Source organism: Nocardia sp. CNS-044, from assembly GCF_059570515.1.
Genome location: NZ_JCANSX010000007.1, coordinates 567,394 through 584,660, shown reverse-complemented (window position 1 = coordinate 584,660; position 17,267 = coordinate 567,394). Strand labels below are relative to the sequence as shown.

13 protein-coding genes are annotated in these 17,267 nt (G+C 70.5%); 9 read left to right on the top strand and 4 right to left on the bottom strand.

The genetic code is table 11. The annotated features are described in order from the left end of the window. Nucleotides 1-111 precede the first annotated feature (111 nt). Both T333_RS17405 and T333_RS17400 read right to left on the bottom strand, forming a co-directional pair. Nucleotides 112-1,659, bottom strand: a complete 1,548-nt coding sequence (locus T333_RS17405) for a glycerol-3-phosphate dehydrogenase/oxidase (protein ID WP_496425097.1) — start codon at nt 1,657-1,659, stop codon at nt 112-114. Then, entirely contained in the window at nt 1,656-2,279 is a 624-nt protein-coding gene (locus T333_RS17400) for a TetR/AcrR family transcriptional regulator (protein ID WP_496425318.1), read from the bottom strand. The genes T333_RS17405 and T333_RS17400 overlap by 4 nt, the downstream gene beginning before the upstream one ends. A 139-nt stretch (nt 2,280-2,418) precedes the next feature. On the opposite strand from T333_RS17400, the gene T333_RS17395 reads away from it, so the two are divergent. Then, nucleotides 2,419-3,993, top strand: coding sequence for an FAD-binding oxidoreductase (locus T333_RS17395; protein WP_355001156.1), 1,575 nt, complete (start codon nt 2,419-2,421; stop codon nt 3,991-3,993). Next, on the top strand, nt 3,993-4,958 hold the full coding sequence (locus tag T333_RS17390) for a YegS/Rv2252/BmrU family lipid kinase (RefSeq protein ID WP_496425096.1): 966 nt from the start codon (nt 3,993-3,995) through the stop codon (nt 4,956-4,958). Before T333_RS17395 ends, T333_RS17390 begins: the two co-directional genes overlap by 1 nt. Nucleotides 4,959-4,962: 4 nt before the next feature. Here the strand turns inward: T333_RS17390 and T333_RS17385 are convergent, their stop codons facing one another. Both T333_RS17385 and T333_RS17380 read right to left on the bottom strand, forming a co-directional pair. After that, nucleotides 4,963-5,655, bottom strand: coding sequence for an AAA family ATPase (locus tag T333_RS17385; protein ID WP_496425095.1), 693 nt, complete (start codon nt 5,653-5,655; stop codon nt 4,963-4,965). A 103-nt stretch (nt 5,656-5,758) separates the two neighbouring features. Continuing rightward, nucleotides 5,759-6,358: a helix-turn-helix domain-containing protein gene (locus tag T333_RS17380; RefSeq protein ID WP_496425094.1), complete on the bottom strand. Its 600-nt coding sequence runs from the start codon at nt 6,356-6,358 to the stop codon at nt 5,759-5,761. A gap of 91 nt (nt 6,359-6,449) precedes the next feature. On the opposite strand from T333_RS17380, the gene T333_RS17375 reads away from it, so the two are divergent. The 7 genes from T333_RS17375 to T333_RS17345 all read left to right on the top strand — a co-directional run bounded on the left by T333_RS17375 (nt 6,450) and on the right by T333_RS17345 (nt 17,114). Further along, on the top strand, nt 6,450-7,400 hold the full coding sequence (locus tag T333_RS17375) for an NAD(P)/FAD-dependent oxidoreductase (RefSeq protein ID WP_496425093.1): 951 nt from the start codon (nt 6,450-6,452) through the stop codon (nt 7,398-7,400). Between the two features lie 238 nt (nt 7,401-7,638). Beyond that, a complete protein-coding gene (locus tag T333_RS17370) occupies nt 7,639-10,317 on the top strand; it encodes a valine--tRNA ligase (RefSeq protein WP_355000846.1) in 2,679 nt (892 codons plus the stop codon). Then, nucleotides 10,314-11,771 (top strand): bifunctional tetrahydrofolate synthase/dihydrofolate synthase, encoded by a 1,458-nt coding sequence (gene folC, locus T333_RS17365; protein WP_496425092.1) that lies wholly within the window; start codon nt 10,314-10,316, stop codon nt 11,769-11,771. The genes T333_RS17370 and folC overlap by 4 nt, the downstream gene beginning before the upstream one ends. Before the next feature lie 38 nt (nt 11,772-11,809). Then, on the top strand, nt 11,810-12,247 hold the full coding sequence (locus T333_RS17360; protein WP_355000845.1) for a DUF4233 domain-containing protein: 438 nt from the start codon (nt 11,810-11,812) through the stop codon (nt 12,245-12,247). 359 nt (nt 12,248-12,606) lie between these two features. Beyond that, on the top strand, nt 12,607-12,981 hold the full coding sequence (locus T333_RS17355) for a hypothetical protein (protein WP_496425091.1): 375 nt from the start codon (nt 12,607-12,609) through the stop codon (nt 12,979-12,981). Between the two features lie 44 nt (nt 12,982-13,025). Beyond that, the gene (gene ndk, locus T333_RS17350) at nt 13,026-13,442 is read left to right on the top strand and encodes a nucleoside-diphosphate kinase (protein WP_355000843.1); all 417 of its coding nucleotides are present in this window, start codon (nt 13,026-13,028) and stop codon (nt 13,440-13,442) included. A gap of 534 nt (nt 13,443-13,976) precedes the next feature. Beyond that, the gene (locus T333_RS17345; RefSeq protein WP_496425090.1) at nt 13,977-17,114 is read left to right on the top strand and encodes a translation initiation factor IF-2 N-terminal domain-containing protein; all 3,138 of its coding nucleotides are present in this window, start codon (nt 13,977-13,979) and stop codon (nt 17,112-17,114) included. Nucleotides 17,115-17,267: the final 153 nt, after the last annotated feature.

Sequence of the window (17,267 nt, the reverse complement as noted above, 5' to 3'; positions counted from 1 at the left end):
TCGTCGGAAGCGGCGCTCCACCTCTCGGCATCACTTTCGTGACGAGCTCAAGCATACAGGCAACGCAATTGCTTTGCCCGAATGTGGGATGGGCGGTAGCACAGTCGACGATCAGATCGTGGCGAGGGCGGCGGTGGCGGCGGGGAGGGCGGCGGCGCGGTCTTCCGGAACCAAACCGATGCGGGTGCGGCGGTCGAGTAGGTCGTCGACGTGCAGTGCGCCCTCGTGGGAAAGGGCGAAGGCGAATTCGGCGCCGATGACGTCCATTCCGTGGGCGACCGGTTCGCGCAAGGCCGGGTCGAGGGCCGCGAGGGCGGTGACGGCGGGCGCCTCGCTGCCGTAGCGTTCCACCAGCAGCGGGGCGGCGGCGAGGCGATCCCGCGCCGCGCCGGAGACCGCGCCGACCAGCGGCAGCCGCTTGGTCGAGCAGGGTGCCGCGTCGAGGCGGGCGTGGCGCACCGCCGCGTCGACGACGTCCTCGGCCATCTGCCGGTAGGTGGTGAGTTTGCCGCCGACGATCGTGATCACGCCGGTCGGCGAGTTCAGCACGGCGTGCTGGCGGGAGATGTCGGCGGTGCTGCCGTCGTCGGTCTTCAGCAGCGGGCGCAAGCCCGCGTACCGGCCGCGAATGTCGGCGCGGGTCAACGGTTCTCGCAGTGCGGTGTTGATGGTGTCGAGCAGGAAGTCGATCTCGGCCTCGGTGGGCTGCGGCTCGTCGGGCACCGGGCCCGGCGCGTCTTCGTCGGTCAGCCCGAGGTAGACCCGCCCGTGCGCGGCGGGGAAGGCGAAGACGAATCGGCTGGTGCTACCGGGCACCGGCACCGTCAGCGAGGCACTGAGCCCGCCGAAGGACTCGGCGGAGAACACCAGGTGGGTGCCGCGGCTCGGGCGCAGTTCGATGCTCGGGTCGACCTGGTCGGCCCACACGCCGGTGGCGTTGACCACCGCGCGGGCCCGGATGGAAAGGGTCTCGCCGGAGAGCGTGTCGCGCAGGGTGGCCGAATCTCCGGTCACGTCAGAGGCTTCCACTCTCGTGAGAACTGTCGCCCCCTCGGCCGCCGCGGTGCGGGCCAGCGCGACGACCAGCCGCGCGTCGTCCACCAGCTGCCCGTCCCATGCCTGAAGCCCGCCGCGCAGACCCGCCCTGCGCACGGTCGGCGCCAAACGCAGTGCCTCCGCGGCGGCGACGTGCCGCGACCGCGGCAAGATCGCGGCAGGCGTGCCCGCGCCGCGCCGCAGCGCGTCACCCGCGACGAACCCAGCACGAATCAATGCCCGTTGCGCCGCACCGATGTTCGGCAGCAGCGGAACCAGCTGCGGCAGCGGACGCACCAAATGCGGTGCGGTGGTGCCGATCAGGACGCCGCGCTCGACCGCGCTCTCGTGCGCGATCCCGACCCGCCCGCTGGCCAGATAGCGCAAACCGCCGTGCACCAGCTTGGAACTCCAGCGGCTCGTGCCGAACGCGAGATCGTGCCGCTCCACCAGCACGGTGCGCAGCCCGCGCGCGGCGGCGTCCAGCGCCGCGCCCGCCCCGGTGACGCCGCCGCCGATCACCAGTACATCGATCGCGCCGCCGTCGCCGAGTGCGCGCAGCTCGCGCGCGCGGCGCTCGGCATTGAGCGCGGAATTCCCGCGGGTCACCGGATTGTCGGTCATGCCAGAGCCTTTCGTCGTCCTTCGGGTTCGCCGGGGCGGAGGTAGCCATCGATAGCGCGGGCCAGTTCGGTGTCCAGCTCGGGGGCGGGCAGCAATGGCGCGACCGTCCCCGCCGACTGCACCGCGGACTGGACGATCAGCAGCAGCATGGTGGCCAGCTGGAGCGGATCGCCGGGCCGGATGGAGCCATCGCGCTGGCCGTCCAGGATCCCCGCGGCGAACAGTTCGATGAGGGTGCGCTGGTTGCGGCCGAGCCTGCCGAAGACGTAGGTGAGCATCAGATCGGTGTCGGTGCGGAAGATCTTGCCGAACAATGGATTCGAGCGCACCATCCCCGCGCCCTCGACCACGCCTTCGACCAGTCGTGCCCGCGCCGGGCCGGACTCGGGCATAGCCGCGGTGAGGATTCCGCGCAGTTCGCGGACCAGTAGCTCGGCGACCAGCGCGCCGGTGTCGGGCCAGCGGCGGTAGACGGTCGGCCTGCTGACGCCGGCGCGCCGCGCCACCTCGGTGAGCGTGGTCCGGCGGACACCGAACTCCTGGACGCAGGCGCGCGCGGCGTCGAAGATGGCCAGGTCGATGGCCGAAAGTTCGGCGTCCGGGTCGTCGGTCACGAGAATCACCACCGGGCTTCGAGCGGGGATGGACAGTTACTGCTTGACAGTCTATGTCAAACTGTAACGCATGGTCGAGACGCAGCAGCCAGGCGGGCATTCCGTTCCCGCGGCAAACCCGGGCGCGGACGCGCGGGTACCGAGTATGGTGTGGGACGCCTGGGGTATCCCGGCCGGACACAAGCCACTTTCGGCGCAGATCCGCGGCCTGCTCGCGCAGGTCTTCGGGGTGTCCGGCGACCCGGTGGCGCGCCGCGATGAGGGTGACGTGCCGCTCCGCGCGTCGGCGTTGACGCCGGCGCAGCGGGACGGGTTGGTCGAGGTGGTCGGCGCGGACAACGTGTCGGCCGACCATCACGATCGACTACGGCGCGCCGGTGGCAAGAGCACCCTGGATTTGCTGCGGCGCCGCGCCGAGGGTCCGCAAGACGCGCCGGACGCCATCGTCTTTCCCGCCGACCACGAGCAGGTGCTCGCGGTGCTCGCCTACTGCGCCGAGCACGGTATCGCGGTGGTGCCCTTCGGCGGCGGCACCAGCGTCGTCGGCGGCGTCGATCCGGTGCGCGGCCAGTTCGACACCGTCATCGCACTCGACCTGCGCCGCATCGACGGACTCACCGAGGTCGACCCGGTGAGCGGCACCGCGACGCTCGGCGCGGGCCTCACCGGGCCACAAGCCGAGGAACTGCTTGCCGCGCACGGACTTTCGCTCGGCCACTTCCCGCAGAGTTTCGAATTCGCCAGCATCGGCGGTTTCGCGGCGACCAGGTCCTCCGGTCAGGCCTCGGCGGGCTACGGCCGCTTCGACGACATGGTGCAGCGCCTGAAGGTCGCCACTCCTACCGGCTCGTTGGAACTGGGCCGCGCGCCCGCCTCCGCCGCAGGGCCGGATCTGCGCGAGCTGTTCGTCGGCTCCGAGGGCGCGCTCGGTGTGATCACCGAGGTCACGTTGCGCGTGCATCCGCTCCCGGAAACCACTGCGTACCAGGCGTGGTCGTTCCCCGACTTCGCCGCCGGCGCGGCCGCGCTGCGCACCGTGGTGCAGGCGGGCGCCGCGCCGACCGTGTTCCGGCTGTCCGACGAGGCCGAGACCGGCCTGAACCTGGCCCGCTCCGGTGACATCGGCGGCCAGGCGGTGACGGGCTGCCTCGCGATCACCACCTTCGAGGGCAGCGCCGAGCACGTCGCGGCCCGCTCCGCCGAGGCCACCGCGCTGCTGACGGCCGCGGGCGGCACTGCGCTCGGCGAACAGCCCGCCCGCGAATGGGAGCACGGCCGGTTCGCCGCGCCCTACATGCGCGACGCGCTGCTCGACGTCGGGGTGCTGTGCGAGACGCTGGAGACCGCGACGACCTGGTCCAACGTCGCCGAACTGAAGGCGAAGGTGACCGCGGCGCTGACCGACTCGCTCGGCGCGCAGGGCACGCCGCCGCTGGTGATGTGCCACATCTCGCACACCTATCCGACCGGCGCCTCGCTGTACTTCACCATCGTCGCCAAACAGCTCGACGATCCGATCGCGCAGTGGCAGATCGCCAAGCGCGCGGTGGGTGACGCGATCATGGCCGCGGGCGGCACCATCACCCACCACCACGCCGTCGGCGCCGACCACCGCCCGTGGCTGCCCGCCGAGGTCGGTGAGCTGGGCATCCGGGTGCTGCGCGCGGTGAAACGGGAATTGGACCCCGCGGGCATCCTCAATCCTGGAAAACTGATCTGATGGATCGGCAGGTAAGCGCCCTTCGCTCGGCGCTGGTCGTCACGAACCGGCTCTCCGGCGCGGGCAAGGGGCACGACACCGCGACGGCGGCCATCGCCCGGCTCACCGAGCGCGGTGTCGAGGTCACCGAGATCCGGGCGCCGTCCGCCGCCGAATCCGTCCGGCTGGTGCGTGATTCGCTGGCGAACCCGGATCCCGCCGCCCGTCCCGACGCGGTGGTGTGTGTCGGCGGTGACGGCCTGATCTGCGTGATTCTGGAGGCCGTCGCGCAGACCGGCGTTCCACTGGGTCTGGTGCCGAGCGGAACGGGCAACGACCTGGCGCGGGCGCTCGGCATCCCCACCGACGATCCCGCCGCCGCGGTCGACGTGGTGCTCGCCGGGCGCCGCAAGGCGATGGACCTGGGCCGGATCGAGTCGCCCGCACCGGATTTCACTCCGATGTGGTTCGCCACCGTGACCGGCACCGGCTTCGACGCGCGAGTCACGTTGCGCGCGAACAGCATGAGCTGGCCCAAGGGCAGGCTCCGCTACACGTTCGCCGCGCTGGCCGAGATCACCGGCGGTTTCACCGTGCCCTACCGGATAGAGCTGTCCGGCGTGGCCGAAGGCGCGGTGGACAATCCGCCGGGCGACGGCGTGATCGAGACCGACGCGGTGATGGTCGCGGTGGGCAACACCCGCACCTACGGCGGCGGCATGCTGATCTGCCCCGACGCCGAGATGGACGACGGATTGCTGGATCTCACGGTCGTCGGCGCGGTGCCGCGGCTGGAGATGCTGCGGCTGCTGCCCGCCCTCTCCGCGGGCAAACGCATCGACCATCCCGCCGTGGCCCAATACCGTGCCGCCGCGGTGACTCTCACCGCGCCGGGCGCGCCCGCTACCGCGGACGGCGAACCGGCGGGGACGCTGCCGATCACGTTGCGCGCGGTGCCCGAGGCGCTGACGGTGCTCGTGCCCTGAGCGTTCAGCCGTCGAACGCGACGCGACTCATGCGATCGACGGTGGAACGGTCCACGATGACGACGGACGAGGACGGAACGGGCGCGTCCCGGTCCTCGGTGTCCAGGTCCCGGATCAGGCGGTCCCAGCGGCGGCAGTGCAACGTGAAGAACATTCCGTTGATGCGGCGGCCGCGGGCGTACTGTCCGGCCCTGGCGACCGTCGGGGGCACGTCGAGCATGACGACGTGCAGATCCCTGCGGTAGGCGGCCGCCCAGCGCGCGATCATCCTGCGGCTCCAGCCGAAGGTGCCGCAATCGTGGATCACCACCGGACCGTCGGCGTCCCGCAGCGCCGCCTTGATCCCCGCGTAGTGCGCGACATGCACGACCGGACGCCACAGCGGATAGGGAAGCCAGCCGAGCCGGTGCCGCCAGCGGTTCCGCGCGTGCTGGGAATCCAGGACGATCGAACCGGACGGTCCGGCGGGCGGCTCCTCGGCCTGCGCCGTCGCACCGAAGAACTTCCGCAGCGCTGTGCTCTTGCCCGCTCCGGGCACTCCGGCGAAGATCAGGGCCGCCGTTGTGGGGTAACGCAATTCATCGATCGTCCGACCGCGCAGGTCGTGCACGCCGACCGGTGTCAGCGCGCCGACGGCGGCCAGCGGCATGCGCGGCTCGGGGGAGTGCAGGGGTAGCGCATCGAGCGGGGGGTTCACCCCTTCCAGACTCCCTAGTCCGGTCCGATTCGGCAACCGGGAAAACCCTGAGATCGCGCGACGGAAAGGATGATTCGTCGCGACCGGCCGGTTTGTCGTCGGCCTACCGATCGGGCGAGGCCGCGCGACGCGGCCTCGCCCGCACGTGCATCCGCTCACCCTGGCTGCCGAACAGGCTCAAAATCTCCACCGGCCCACGCCCGGTGCTGCCGAACCAATGCGGTTGCCGGGTATCGAATTCCGCGGTCTCGCCGGGACCCATGATCAGGTCGTGTTCGCCGAGGACCAGCCGCAACCTGCCGGACAGCACGTAGAGCCACTCGTATCCCTCGTGCACGCGAGGATCGGGATCCTTGCGCTCGGGCGGCAGGATCATCTTGAACGCCTGTAGCGGGCCGGGCCGCGCGGTCAGCGGCAGGACGGTGTAGCCGTTGACCTGCCGGGGCGTGGTGTGCACGCGGGGGTCGGCGATCTTGGGCGCCGCGACCAGTTCGTCGAGCGGCACCTGCAAGGCCAGCGCGATCGGCAGCAGCAATTCCAGACTGGCCCTGCGCTGTCCGGACTCCAGCCGCGAGAGCGTGCTCTTGGAGATGCCGGTGGTCGCCGAGAGCGCGGTCAGCGTGATGCCGCGGTGGGTGCGCAACGCCTTCAGCCGTGGGCCGATCTCGGCCAGCGCCTGTGTGACGCCTGGTTGGTCGTACATGTTCCCAGTGCACGCTCACTTCCCGGAAACGGCAAATATTGTTGCCGATACCGGTCCTCCTCGGCAGCCTGAACGCCGGAGGTGATCGCGAATGAGCGAAAGAGACAAGACGATCCACGACGTGGTCGTCGTCGGCGGCGGCGCGGCGGGATTGTCGGCGGCGCTGGTGTTGAGCAGGGCGCGGCGGCGGGTCGCGGTGGTCAGGGGCGGAGCGCCGCGCAACGCCCCCGCCACGCACATGCACGGTTTCCTGTCGCGGGACGGGCTCCCGCCCGGCGAGCTGCTGACGATCGGCGCCGCGGAAGTCGCGGGATACGGTGGCGAGCTGATCGACGACGAGGTGATCGGCGCCGAAAAGAACGAGGACACGGGCGAATTCACGCTCCATCTGGCGGGCGGCGGGCGGTTGACGACGCGGCGGGTGCTCGTCGCCACCGGCCTGCGCGACGTGCTGCCCAGCCTGCCCGGCGTACGCGAGCGCTGGGGCGCGGACGTGCTGCACTGCCCGTACTGCCACGGCTACGAGGTGCGTGATCGACCGCTCGGCGTGCTCGGCGGCACCGAGCCGGGTGCTGTAGCGCGGGCTGTGCACGTCGCGCTGCTGCTGCCGCAATGGTCGGCCGACGTGGCGTTCTTCCCACACACGATGGAGTTGTCCGAGCACGATCTGGCCCGGCTCGCCGCGCGTGGCGTGCGGGTCGTGCCCGGCGAGGTCGCGCGGCTGGTGGTCGAGGACGGCGAGCTGCGCGGCGTGGAGCTGGCCGACGGGCGAGCGGTGCCGCGCGCCGCGGTGTTCGTCGCACCCACCTTCGTGCCCAACGGCGACGTGCTGGCCGCGCTCGGCTGCGCGACGGGTCCGGACGGCTGGGTCGTCACCGACGCGCGCGGACGGACCAGCGTGGCAGGGGTGTGGGCGGTGGGTAACGTCGCCGACCCGGGCGCCCAGGTGATCTCCGCCGCGGGCGCGGGCTCGGCGGCCGCCATCGCGATCAACGGTGACCTGGTCGAAGAGGAGTCCACGGTCTCTGTTCCGGTGCGCTGAAACGGTCGCGTTCCCGGGGTGCCGCCCAAAGCTGAGAATTGCTCGAGGATTCGGGGCTGTTCCGCGGATCGCCGGTAAGCTGTGAGGCGTAGGCGGAGTGTTCGGTGTCCCTCATCCACCGAAGACTCCGCCTCCTTTCGTTTCCGCACCCCTGTGGTTCGTGCCGCCGAGTCCGCGCCGGGAGCGTGGGCGCGGGGAGGCGGCGAGGTCATGTCGAGCCAACCCCTAGAATCACGGAGTGACCAGCGCAGCCCCTGACAACTCGCGTAATCGTGCCGATGCCCTCCCCAAGAGCTGGGACCCCAGCGTCGTGGAGGCCGAGACGTACGAGCGCTGGGTAGCCGCTGGCTATTTCCAAGCCGACACCGCGAGCGGCAAGCCCGCGTACTCGATCGTGCTGCCGCCGCCGAACGTGACCGGCACCCTGCACATGGGCCACGCCCTCGACCACACGCTGATGGACACCCTCGCCCGCCGCAAGCGCATGCAGGGATACGAGGTGCTGTGGCTGCCCGGCATGGACCACGCGGGCATCGCCACCCAGACCGTGGTGGAGAAGCAGCTCGCCGTCGACGGCAAGACCAAGGAAGACTTCGGCCGCGAACTGTTCGTCGAGAAGGTCTGGGACTGGAAGCGCGAGTCCGGCGGCGCCATCCAATGGCAGATGCGGGCCCTCGGCGACGGCGTCGACTGGAGCCGCGACCGCTTCACCATGGACGAGGGCCTGTCGCGTGCCGTGCAGACCATCTTCAAGCGCCTCTACGACGCGGGCCTGATCTACCGCGCCGAGCGACTGGTGAACTGGTCGCCCGAGCTACGCACCGCCATCTCCGACATCGAGGTCAAGCACGAGGAAGTCGCGGGCGAGCTGATCTCGCTGCGCTACGGCTCGCTGAACGACGACGAACCGCACGTCATCGTGGCGACCACCCGCGTGGAGACGATGCTCGGTGACACCGCGGTGGCCGTGCATCCGGACGACCCGCGCTACCAGGCGCTGATCGGCGCCACCCTGGAGCACCCGATCACCGGCCGTCAGATCCCGATCGTCGCCGACGACTACGTCGACCCGGAGTTCGGCTCCGGCGCCGTGAAGATCACCCCCGCGCACGACCCGAACGACTTCGAGATCGGCCTGCGGCACAACCTGCCGATGCCGACGATCATGGACGAGCGCGGCCGCATCGCGAACACCGGAACCGAATTCGACGGCATGGACCGCTTCGAGGCCCGCGTCAAGGTCCGCGAGCGGCTCGCCGCGGAGGGCCGTGTGGTCGCCGAGAAGCGTCCGTACGTGCACAGCGTCGGCCACTCCGAGCGCACCGGCGAGCCCATCGAGCCGCGGCTGTCCATGCAGTGGTGGGTCAAGGTGGAGTCGCTGGCCAAGGCCGCCGGTGACGCGGTGCGCAACGGCGACACCGTCATCCACCCGGCCAGCCAGGAGCCGCGCTGGTTCGAGTGGGTCGACAACATGCACGACTGGACCATCTCGCGCCAGCTGTGGTGGGGCCACCGCATCCCGATCTGGTACGGCCCCGAGGGCGAAGTGATCTGCGTCGGCCCGGACGAGACCGCCCCCGAGGGCTGGGTGCAGGACCCGGACGTGCTCGACACCTGGTTCTCCTCGGGCCTGTGGCCGTTCTCCACGATGGGCTGGCCGGAGGCCACGCCGGAGCTGGAGAAGTTCTATCCGACCAGCGTGCTGGTCACCGGCTACGACATCCTCTTCTTCTGGGTCGCCAGAATGATGATGTTCGGCATGTTCGTCTCCGAGGATCCGGCCATCCTCGCTGGCAAGTCCGGCGCGGTGCAGGTGCCGTTCAAGGACGTCTTCCTGCACGGCCTGATCCGCGACCAGTTCGGCAAGAAGATGTCGAAGTCGCGCGGCAACGGCATCGACCCGCTGGACTGGATCAAGGCCTACGGCGCGGACGCGCTGCGCTTCACCCTGGCCCGCGGCGCGCAGCCGGGTGGTGACCTGTCCGTCGGCGAGCCGCACGCGCTGGCCTCGCGCAGCTTCGTCACCAAGCTGTTCAACGCCACCAAGTTCGCGCTGATGAACGGCGCCCAGCCCGGTGAGCTTCCCGACCGCGCCGCGCTCACCGACCCCGACCGGTGGATCCTCGATCGCCTGGATCAGGTTCTGGCGGAAGTGGATTCGGCTTTCGACGCCTACGAGTTCGGCAAGGCGTGCGAGGCGCTCTACCACTTCGCCTGGGACGAACTGTGCGACTGGTATCTGGAACTGGCCAAGGTGCAGTTCTCGGAGGACGAGGAGCGGGCGGCCGCGACGAGGACCGTGCTCGGCAACGTGCTGGATTCGGTGCTGCGACTGCTGCATCCGGTGATCCCGTTCGTCACCGAGTCGCTGTGGCAGGTGCTCACCGGCGGTGAGTCCGTGGTGATCGCGGCATGGCCGCAGGCCAGCGGAATCGCCACCGACACCGTTGCGGCGCAGCGTGTTTCGGACGCCCAGCGGTTGATCACGGAGATCCGCCGGTTCCGCAGCGACCAGGGCCTCGCCGACAAGCAGAAGGTGGCGGCCAAGCTGATCGGTCTGGAGCAGGCCGATCTTACGGCGCTGGAGCCGTCGGTCGCCAACCTCGCCAGGCTCACCGCGCCCGGCCCCGAGTTCGCCGCCACCGCCTCGGTCGAGGTGCGGCTGAGCGGCGCGACGGTGACCGTCGAGCTGGACACCTCCGGCGCGGTCGACCTGGACGCCGAACGCCGCCGCCTGGAGAAGGATCTGGCCGCCGCGGAGAAGGAACTGGCGGGCACCGAGGCCAAGCTCGGCAACGAGGCGTTCCTCGCCAAGGCGCCAGAACCGGTGGTTGCCAAGATCAAGAACCGTCGCGATGTCGCCGCCGCCGAGGTGGAGCGCATCGGGGCGCGGCTCGCGGAACTGGCGGTCAAGTGAACGAGGAGCCGGAGCGGCAGTACCGCGACGACGACGGAGGCGCCCGGCTCGGGTCCGGGCCGTCGCCGGTGGAACTCGCCGAGATGGCGCTGGTCGAGGCCGAACTCGACCAGCGCTGGCCGGAAACCAAGATCGAGCCGTCGCTCACCCGCATCGCCACCCTCATGGATCTGCTCGGCTCGCCGCAGCAGAGCTATCCGGCGATCCACATCGCGGGCACCAACGGCAAGACCTCGGTCACCCGGATGATCGACGCGCTGCTCACCGCGCTGCACCGGCGCACCGGCCGCATCACCAGCCCGCACCTGCAGCTGGCCACCGAGCGGATCAGCATCGACAACGCGCCGATCAGCCCGGCCAAGTACGTCGAGACCTACCGCGAACTCCAGCCCTACGTCGAGATGATCGACGCGCAGTCGGCCACGGCGGGCGGTCCGGCGATGAGCAAGTTCGAGGTGCTCACCGGCATGGCCTACGCGGCGTTCGCCGAGGCCCCTGTCGACGTGGCGGTCGTGGAGACCGGCATGGGCGGCACCTGGGACGCCACCAACGTGATCGACGGACAGGTCGCGGTGATCACCCCGATCGGGCTGGACCACGTCGACTATCTCGGCCCCGACCTCGCCTCGATCGCGGGGGAGAAGGCCGGGATCATCAAACGCGCGCCGGAGAGCCTGGTTCCGCGCGACACCGTCGCGGTGATCGCGCAGCAGGAACCCGAGGCGATGGACGTCCTGCTGCGCAGGGCCGTCGAGGTAGATGCCGCGGTGGCGCGCGAAGGCTCCGAGTTCCGGGTGCTCGCGCGCCGCGTCGCCGTCGGCGGCCAGCAGCTCGAACTGCAGGGCCTCGGCGGGGTCTACGACGACATCTTCTTGCCGCTGCACGGCGAGCACCAGGCGCGCAACGCGGTGCTCGCGCTGGCCGCGGTGGAGGCGTTCTTCGGCGCGGGCGCCGAACGTCAGCTCGACATCGACGCGGTGCGCGCCGGTTTCGCTTCGGTCACCAGCCCTGGCCGCATGGAGCGGATGCGCAGCGCGCCCACCATCTTCATCGACGCCGCGCACAACCCGGCGGGCGCGCGGGCGCTGGCCGCGACGCTCGGCGAGGAATTCGACTTCCGCAAGCTGGTCGGCGTGATCGCGGTGCTCGGCGACAAGGACGCCGCGGGGATTCTGGAGGCGCTGGAGCCGGTGTTCGACGAGATCGTCGTCACAACCAACGGCTCACCGCGCGCCATGGACGTCGACAGCCTGGCGAACCTGGCGGTGCAGCGCTTCGGCGACGAGCGCGTGGTCACCGCCGACACGCTGCCCGACGCGCTGGAGACCGCGATCGCCATCGCCGAAGAGGTCGGCGATCCCGGCGAGGCTGTCTCGGGGGCGGGTGTCATCGTCACCGGTTCGGTCGTCACGGCGGGGGCGGCGCGCGCACTGTTCGGAAAGGATCCCGCGTGAGTGGCGGCGAAAACCACGAAGGGGCCGGTGAACACGGCATGAGTGAGCCAAGCGAGCGCGACAAGGACGCGGCCGCGCCCGAACAACCGGCCGCGGCGTCCGCGCCCGATCCGTGGAAGGGTCTGCGCGGCGTCATGGCGGGCACGCTGGTCCTCGAGTCCATCGTGGTGCTGCTCGCGCTGCCGGTCGTCGCCGACGTCGGCGGCGGGATCAGCTGGCTCTCCGGCAGCTATCTGGTTGTCCTCGCGCTGCTGATGATCCTCGGCGCCGGTCTGCAGCGCCGTCCGTGGGCGCTCGGGTTCAACCTCGGTCTTCAGGTGCTGGTGATTCTCGGCGCGTTCATCCACATCTCCATCGGCGTCATCGGCTTGCTGTTCTTGGCCGTCTGGGCATTCATTCTGATCCTGCGTTCCGACGTCAAGCGCCGTATGGACCAGGGGCTGCTGCCCAGCCAGCGGATGAACCGGCGGGCGTAACCGGCTGCGCTGCTATAGTTTTCGCCGTACCGTCCCCCTGGCGGATCCCCCTCGTCGAGCGTTCTCGACCGAACACCGGAGATTCGTCATGCCCGATTTCGTCATCCGTTCCTTCCGCCGCGACGATCGCGACCAGCTGACCAGGCTTGTCAACGCGCACATCGCGGCCGTCATCCCCGGCGTATCCGTTTCCGTCAACACCGTGTTGAGCCAGATGGAACGGCGTCCGACCGAAACGATCATCGATCCGTGGGTCGTCGAACGGGTCACCCTGGTCGCCGAACAAGCCGGTGCGGTGGTAGCCGCGGCGCATCTGCTGCGGTACGGCGTGGGCTCGCAGGTGTCCGACAGTTACCGCGATGCCGGAGTACTGGAGTGGCTCGTCGCCGCCCGTATCCGCCGATCTCGCGGTCCGGCGCAGCATGGGCGAACTCGGCACTCGCTACACCGCGCACCGCGGCGGCGCGGATCTCGGTTACCTCGAGATCGACACCGATCTGGCGCCGCCGGAGCGGATCTCGCGGCTCGGCGGCTGGGCAGACGTGTGTCGGACAGAGGGTGAGCCGGAGGTAGTCCGGTGGCTGTTCGGCCAGGTCGCGTCCTGGTTGCGGCTCGGCGGGATCGACCGTCTGCTCGATTACCTCGACCCCGGCGACGAGTCGCTGCCGCTGCTGCTGGACTGCGGTTTCGTCGAGCTGACGCGCACGGAACGGGGATGGGAGCATCGCGGCTGACGCTGGTTCGGTACCGGGAGTAGTAGTCAATTAGGCTGTGCGCCGTGACTGAGCAGACGTTGGTACTCATCAAGCCGGACGGCGTGGCCCGTGGCCTGGTCGGCGAGGTGCTGGCCCGTATCGAGCGCAAGGGCCTGAAGATCGCGGCCCTCGAGCTGAAGCAGGTGTCCGAGGAACTGGCCGGGGAACACTACGCCGAGCACGCCGAGAAGCCGTTCTTCGGCTCCTTGATCGAGTTCATCACTTCCGGCCCGGTCGTCGCCGCAGTCCTGGAAGGCCCGCGTGCCATCGCCGCGTTCCGGCAGATCGCCGGCGGCACCGACCCCGTGGAGAAGGCGGTGCCGGGCAGCATCCGCGGCGATTTCGCCCTCGAGACCCAGTACAACCTCGTGCACGGCTCGGACTCCCCGGAGTCGGCCAAGCGCGAGATCGGACTCTGGTTCCCGGAGTTCCCCGCCTGAGCTTCCCCGCGTAACTCGCCGCGCCGCCGCACCACGTCGGCGCGGCGAAGCCCGCACGGCCCGCGCACCGCATCGGCCCTTGTCGCACTGGGTCGAAGCGAGGTGGCAAACCCCGAGCATCGGGCCGCTCACGCGCCGATGGCGAACCACTGGCGCGCGGTGTGGGATACTGGCAGTGGTCGTCAACGACACCGGCAGTTCGCGCAGGTACGCGAATCGTGGGTGGCGATGCCGACCGGATGACACCGCGGTTCGATGCCGATCATCGCTGCCACGGACAGCCGCGCCCGGTTGCTGAGGGTGTGGGAGTTCGCGTCGGCACGCTGGATGAGCGCTCGTTTCCGCGGAGTTCAGCCAACAGCCAGGCGCCGCGTGACCAGTTAGCCCGAAGACGAAGAACCAGGTGACTACCGGGCACGCGGGGCGAGACCACAGGACCTCGCGTCGACGGCGTGAGGTGTACGGACAGCGCCCCCGCGTTGGCCGCGTCACTCCGTACCGGGAGGGACGCGCCCGGGGGCTCGAGGAGACTTCGTGGCCGATCAAGAGCCGCTGGAAACAACATCACAGGATGCCGATCAATTGCCGGAGCGAATCCGAGTTCACGCGCTTGCCAAGCGGCTGGGAGTGACGAGCAAGCGCATCCTGGCCAAACTCACCGAGCTGGGCGCCGACGCGCGCAGCGCGCAATCCAATGTCGACCGGGCGGTCGCGGAATCGGTACGCGACGCACTCGTCGCCACCGAACCCGAGACGACGACGCCCGCCGCGGCAGCCGAACCTCCGGCCCCAGCAGCCGAGGCGGCCGACGCGGCCGAGCCGGAGCCGGCCAGGCAGCCGAGCGGGTTGCTCTTCTCCGCACCGGATCAGCAACACACCGGACACCCGACCGCGGCGAGCACGCCGGCACAGCCGACCCAGCTGTTCACTCACGCCGCCCAGCGCGAGCCGCAAGTCGAGGCGCCGCCGGTCTTCGAAGCGCCGTCCGTCGCCGCGCCGCTGTTCCTGTCGCCCGACGCGGCGGTCGCCGAGGATATGCGCAAGCGTCGCCGCGCCGAACGCGAGGCCAAACGCGCCGAGGAGACCGCGGCCCCCGAGGTGGTCGAGGAGGAACCCGACACCACCGAGGACGAGCAGGACACCGCCGAGCAGCAGGGCGAGGGTGACGGGCAGCCGCGCCGCAGGCGACGGGGCAGGCGTGGTCGTGGCCGCGGCCGTGGCGAACAGCACGCCGACTCCGACGTCGAGGGCGACGAGGGCGAGCAGGCCGAGACCGACGCCGAGGACGAGGGCGGCGCCGAGACCGCCGAGGGCGCGGAAGCCGCCGAGCCGACCGACGAGGCCGACACCGACACCGAGTCCGACGAGTCGGTGCCGGAGGGCGCGAGCCGCCGTCGCCGTCGCCGTCGCCGCAGGAAGGTCGGCGGTGAGGGCGGCGACGCCGAGCCCGCCGACGACGACCCGCCGAACACGGTCGTGCACGAGCGCGAGCCGCGTAACAAGAGCCGCAACCGCGCCGCCTCGGACGAGGTGCAGGGCATCACCGGCTCCACCCGCCTGGAGGCGAAGCGTCAGCGTCGCCGCGACGGTCGCGAGGCCGGTCGCCGCCGCCCGCCGATCCTGACCGAGTCGGAGTTCCTGGCCCGCCGCGAGGCGGTCGACCGGGTGATGGTGGTGCGCGAGAAGTCGTTCTCCGAGCACCCCACCGCCACCCAGGTCGCGGTGCTCGAGGACAACGTCCTCGTCGAGCACTTCGTCACCAACACCGGCCAGGCGTCCATGGTCGGCAACGTGTACCTCGGCAAGGTGCAGAACGTGCTGCCCAGCATGGAGGCGGCGTTCGTCGACATCGGCCGTGGTCGCAACGGCGTGCTGTACGCGGGCGAGGTGAACTGGGAGGCCGCCGGGCTCGGTGGCAAGGAGCGCAAGATCGAACAGGCGCTCAAGCCGGGCGATCAGGTGCTCGTTCAGGTCTCCAAGGATCCGGTCGGCCACAAGGGCGCCCGGTTGACGACTCAGATCAGCCTGGCCGGTCGCTTCCTGGTGTACGTGCCGGGCGGCACCTCCACCGGCATCAGCCGCAAGCTGCCCGACACCGAGCGCAAGCGGCTCAAGGAGATCCTGCGCGACATCGTGCCCGCCGACGCGGGCGTGATCATCCGCACCGCCTCCGAGGGCGTCAGCGAGGCCGAGCTGGCCCGCGACGTGGAGCGGCTGCAGAGCACCTGGCGCAGCATCGACGAGCAGGCCAAGAAGGACGGCGGCGCGCCGAAGACCCTGTACGAGGAGCCCGATCTCCTGGTCAAGGTCATCCGCGACCTGTTCAACGAGGACTTCTCGCGGCTGGTCATCGAGGGCGACCGGGCGTGGAGCACGGTCGAGAACTACATCCGCACCGTCGCGCCGGACCTGCTCGCGCGGGTCTCCCGGCACGAGAACAACGGCGTGGACGTGTTCGAGACCTTCCGCATCGACGAGCAGCTGGCCAAGGCGCTCGATCGCAAGGTGTGGCTGCCTTCCGGCGGCACCCTGGTGATCGACCGCACCGAGGCCATGACCGTCATCGACGTGAACACCGGCAAGTTCACCGGTTCGGGCAACAGCAACCTGGAGGAGACCGTCACCAGGAACAACCTGGAGGCGGCCGAGGAGATCGTGCGCCAGATGCGGCTGCGCGACATCGGCGGCATGATCGTCGTCGACTTCATCGACATGGTGCTGGAGTCCAACCGCGACCTGGTGCTGCGCCGCCTGACCGAGGCGCTCGGCCGGGACCGCACCAGGCACCAGGTCTCGGAGGTCACCTCGCTCGGCCTGGTCCAGATGACCCGCAAGAAGCTGGGCACCGGTCTGGTCGAGGCTTTCTCGACCACCTGCGAGCACTGCCACGGTCGCGGCATCCTGGTGCACACCTATCCGGTGGAGCCGTCGGCCGCCGAGGACACCTCGACCCGTCGCGAGAGCGGTTCGCGTCGTCGCCGCGGCAAGGACAAGAGCGCGGCGGCCGTGTCCGCAACCAACGGGACGCCGCAGCCGAGCGAGTCGCTCGAAGAAGAGGCCGCCGTGCGGCGGGCGCACCCGGTGGCGCTGGCCATGGCCGCCCACACCGCCACGGACGCCGAGCCGGAACAGGCCGAGGTCGCCGAGGTGGAGGTCGTCGCGACCGATGCCGACGCGGTGGCGGCGAACGTGGCCGACGCCGTGGCCGCCGCGCAAGAGACGCTGGCCGAGGAAGCCGCCGAGGTCGAGACGGTGTCCGAGCCGGTCGCCGAGGTCGAGGCGCCGGTGTCCGAGCCGGTGGCGACGGTCCCCGCCGAGACCGGTCCGGTTTCGGTGGCGGAGGTCGAGCAGCCCGCGGCCGAGCCGGCGCCGCCGGTGCGGGAGGAGCCCGCGGTCGCGGAAGCCGCTGTCGCCACCGCCGATAGGTCGGTTGCCAACGGTGAACCGGCGCCTCCGCAGACGGGTCGCCGTCGCCGCGTGGCGCGTTCGGCGGCCGCTCCTTCGGCAGACAGTGCCGGAGCGGTCTTCGTGCTGTCGAGTGGCGATCAGGACACCGCGCCCGCCGTCGACTACTCGGAACCGGAGCCGGTCGAGTTGCCGCAGCGCGCACGTCCGCGGCGCAGGGCCGTCGGCCGTCCCGCGGGCCCGCCGCCGGTCGATACGCCGAACTGAGAAGAGCATGGCGATTCGGCCGGTCGGACCCGAGAGGGGCGACCGGCCGAAACCGTTCCGGCGCCGGTCCGCTCGGTGGAAACCGCGCGTGGCGTAGGTTGCCGGGAGGCTGCCGACCAGCGAATTGGGTCGTAGACCTGGGGTCTGGTAGCC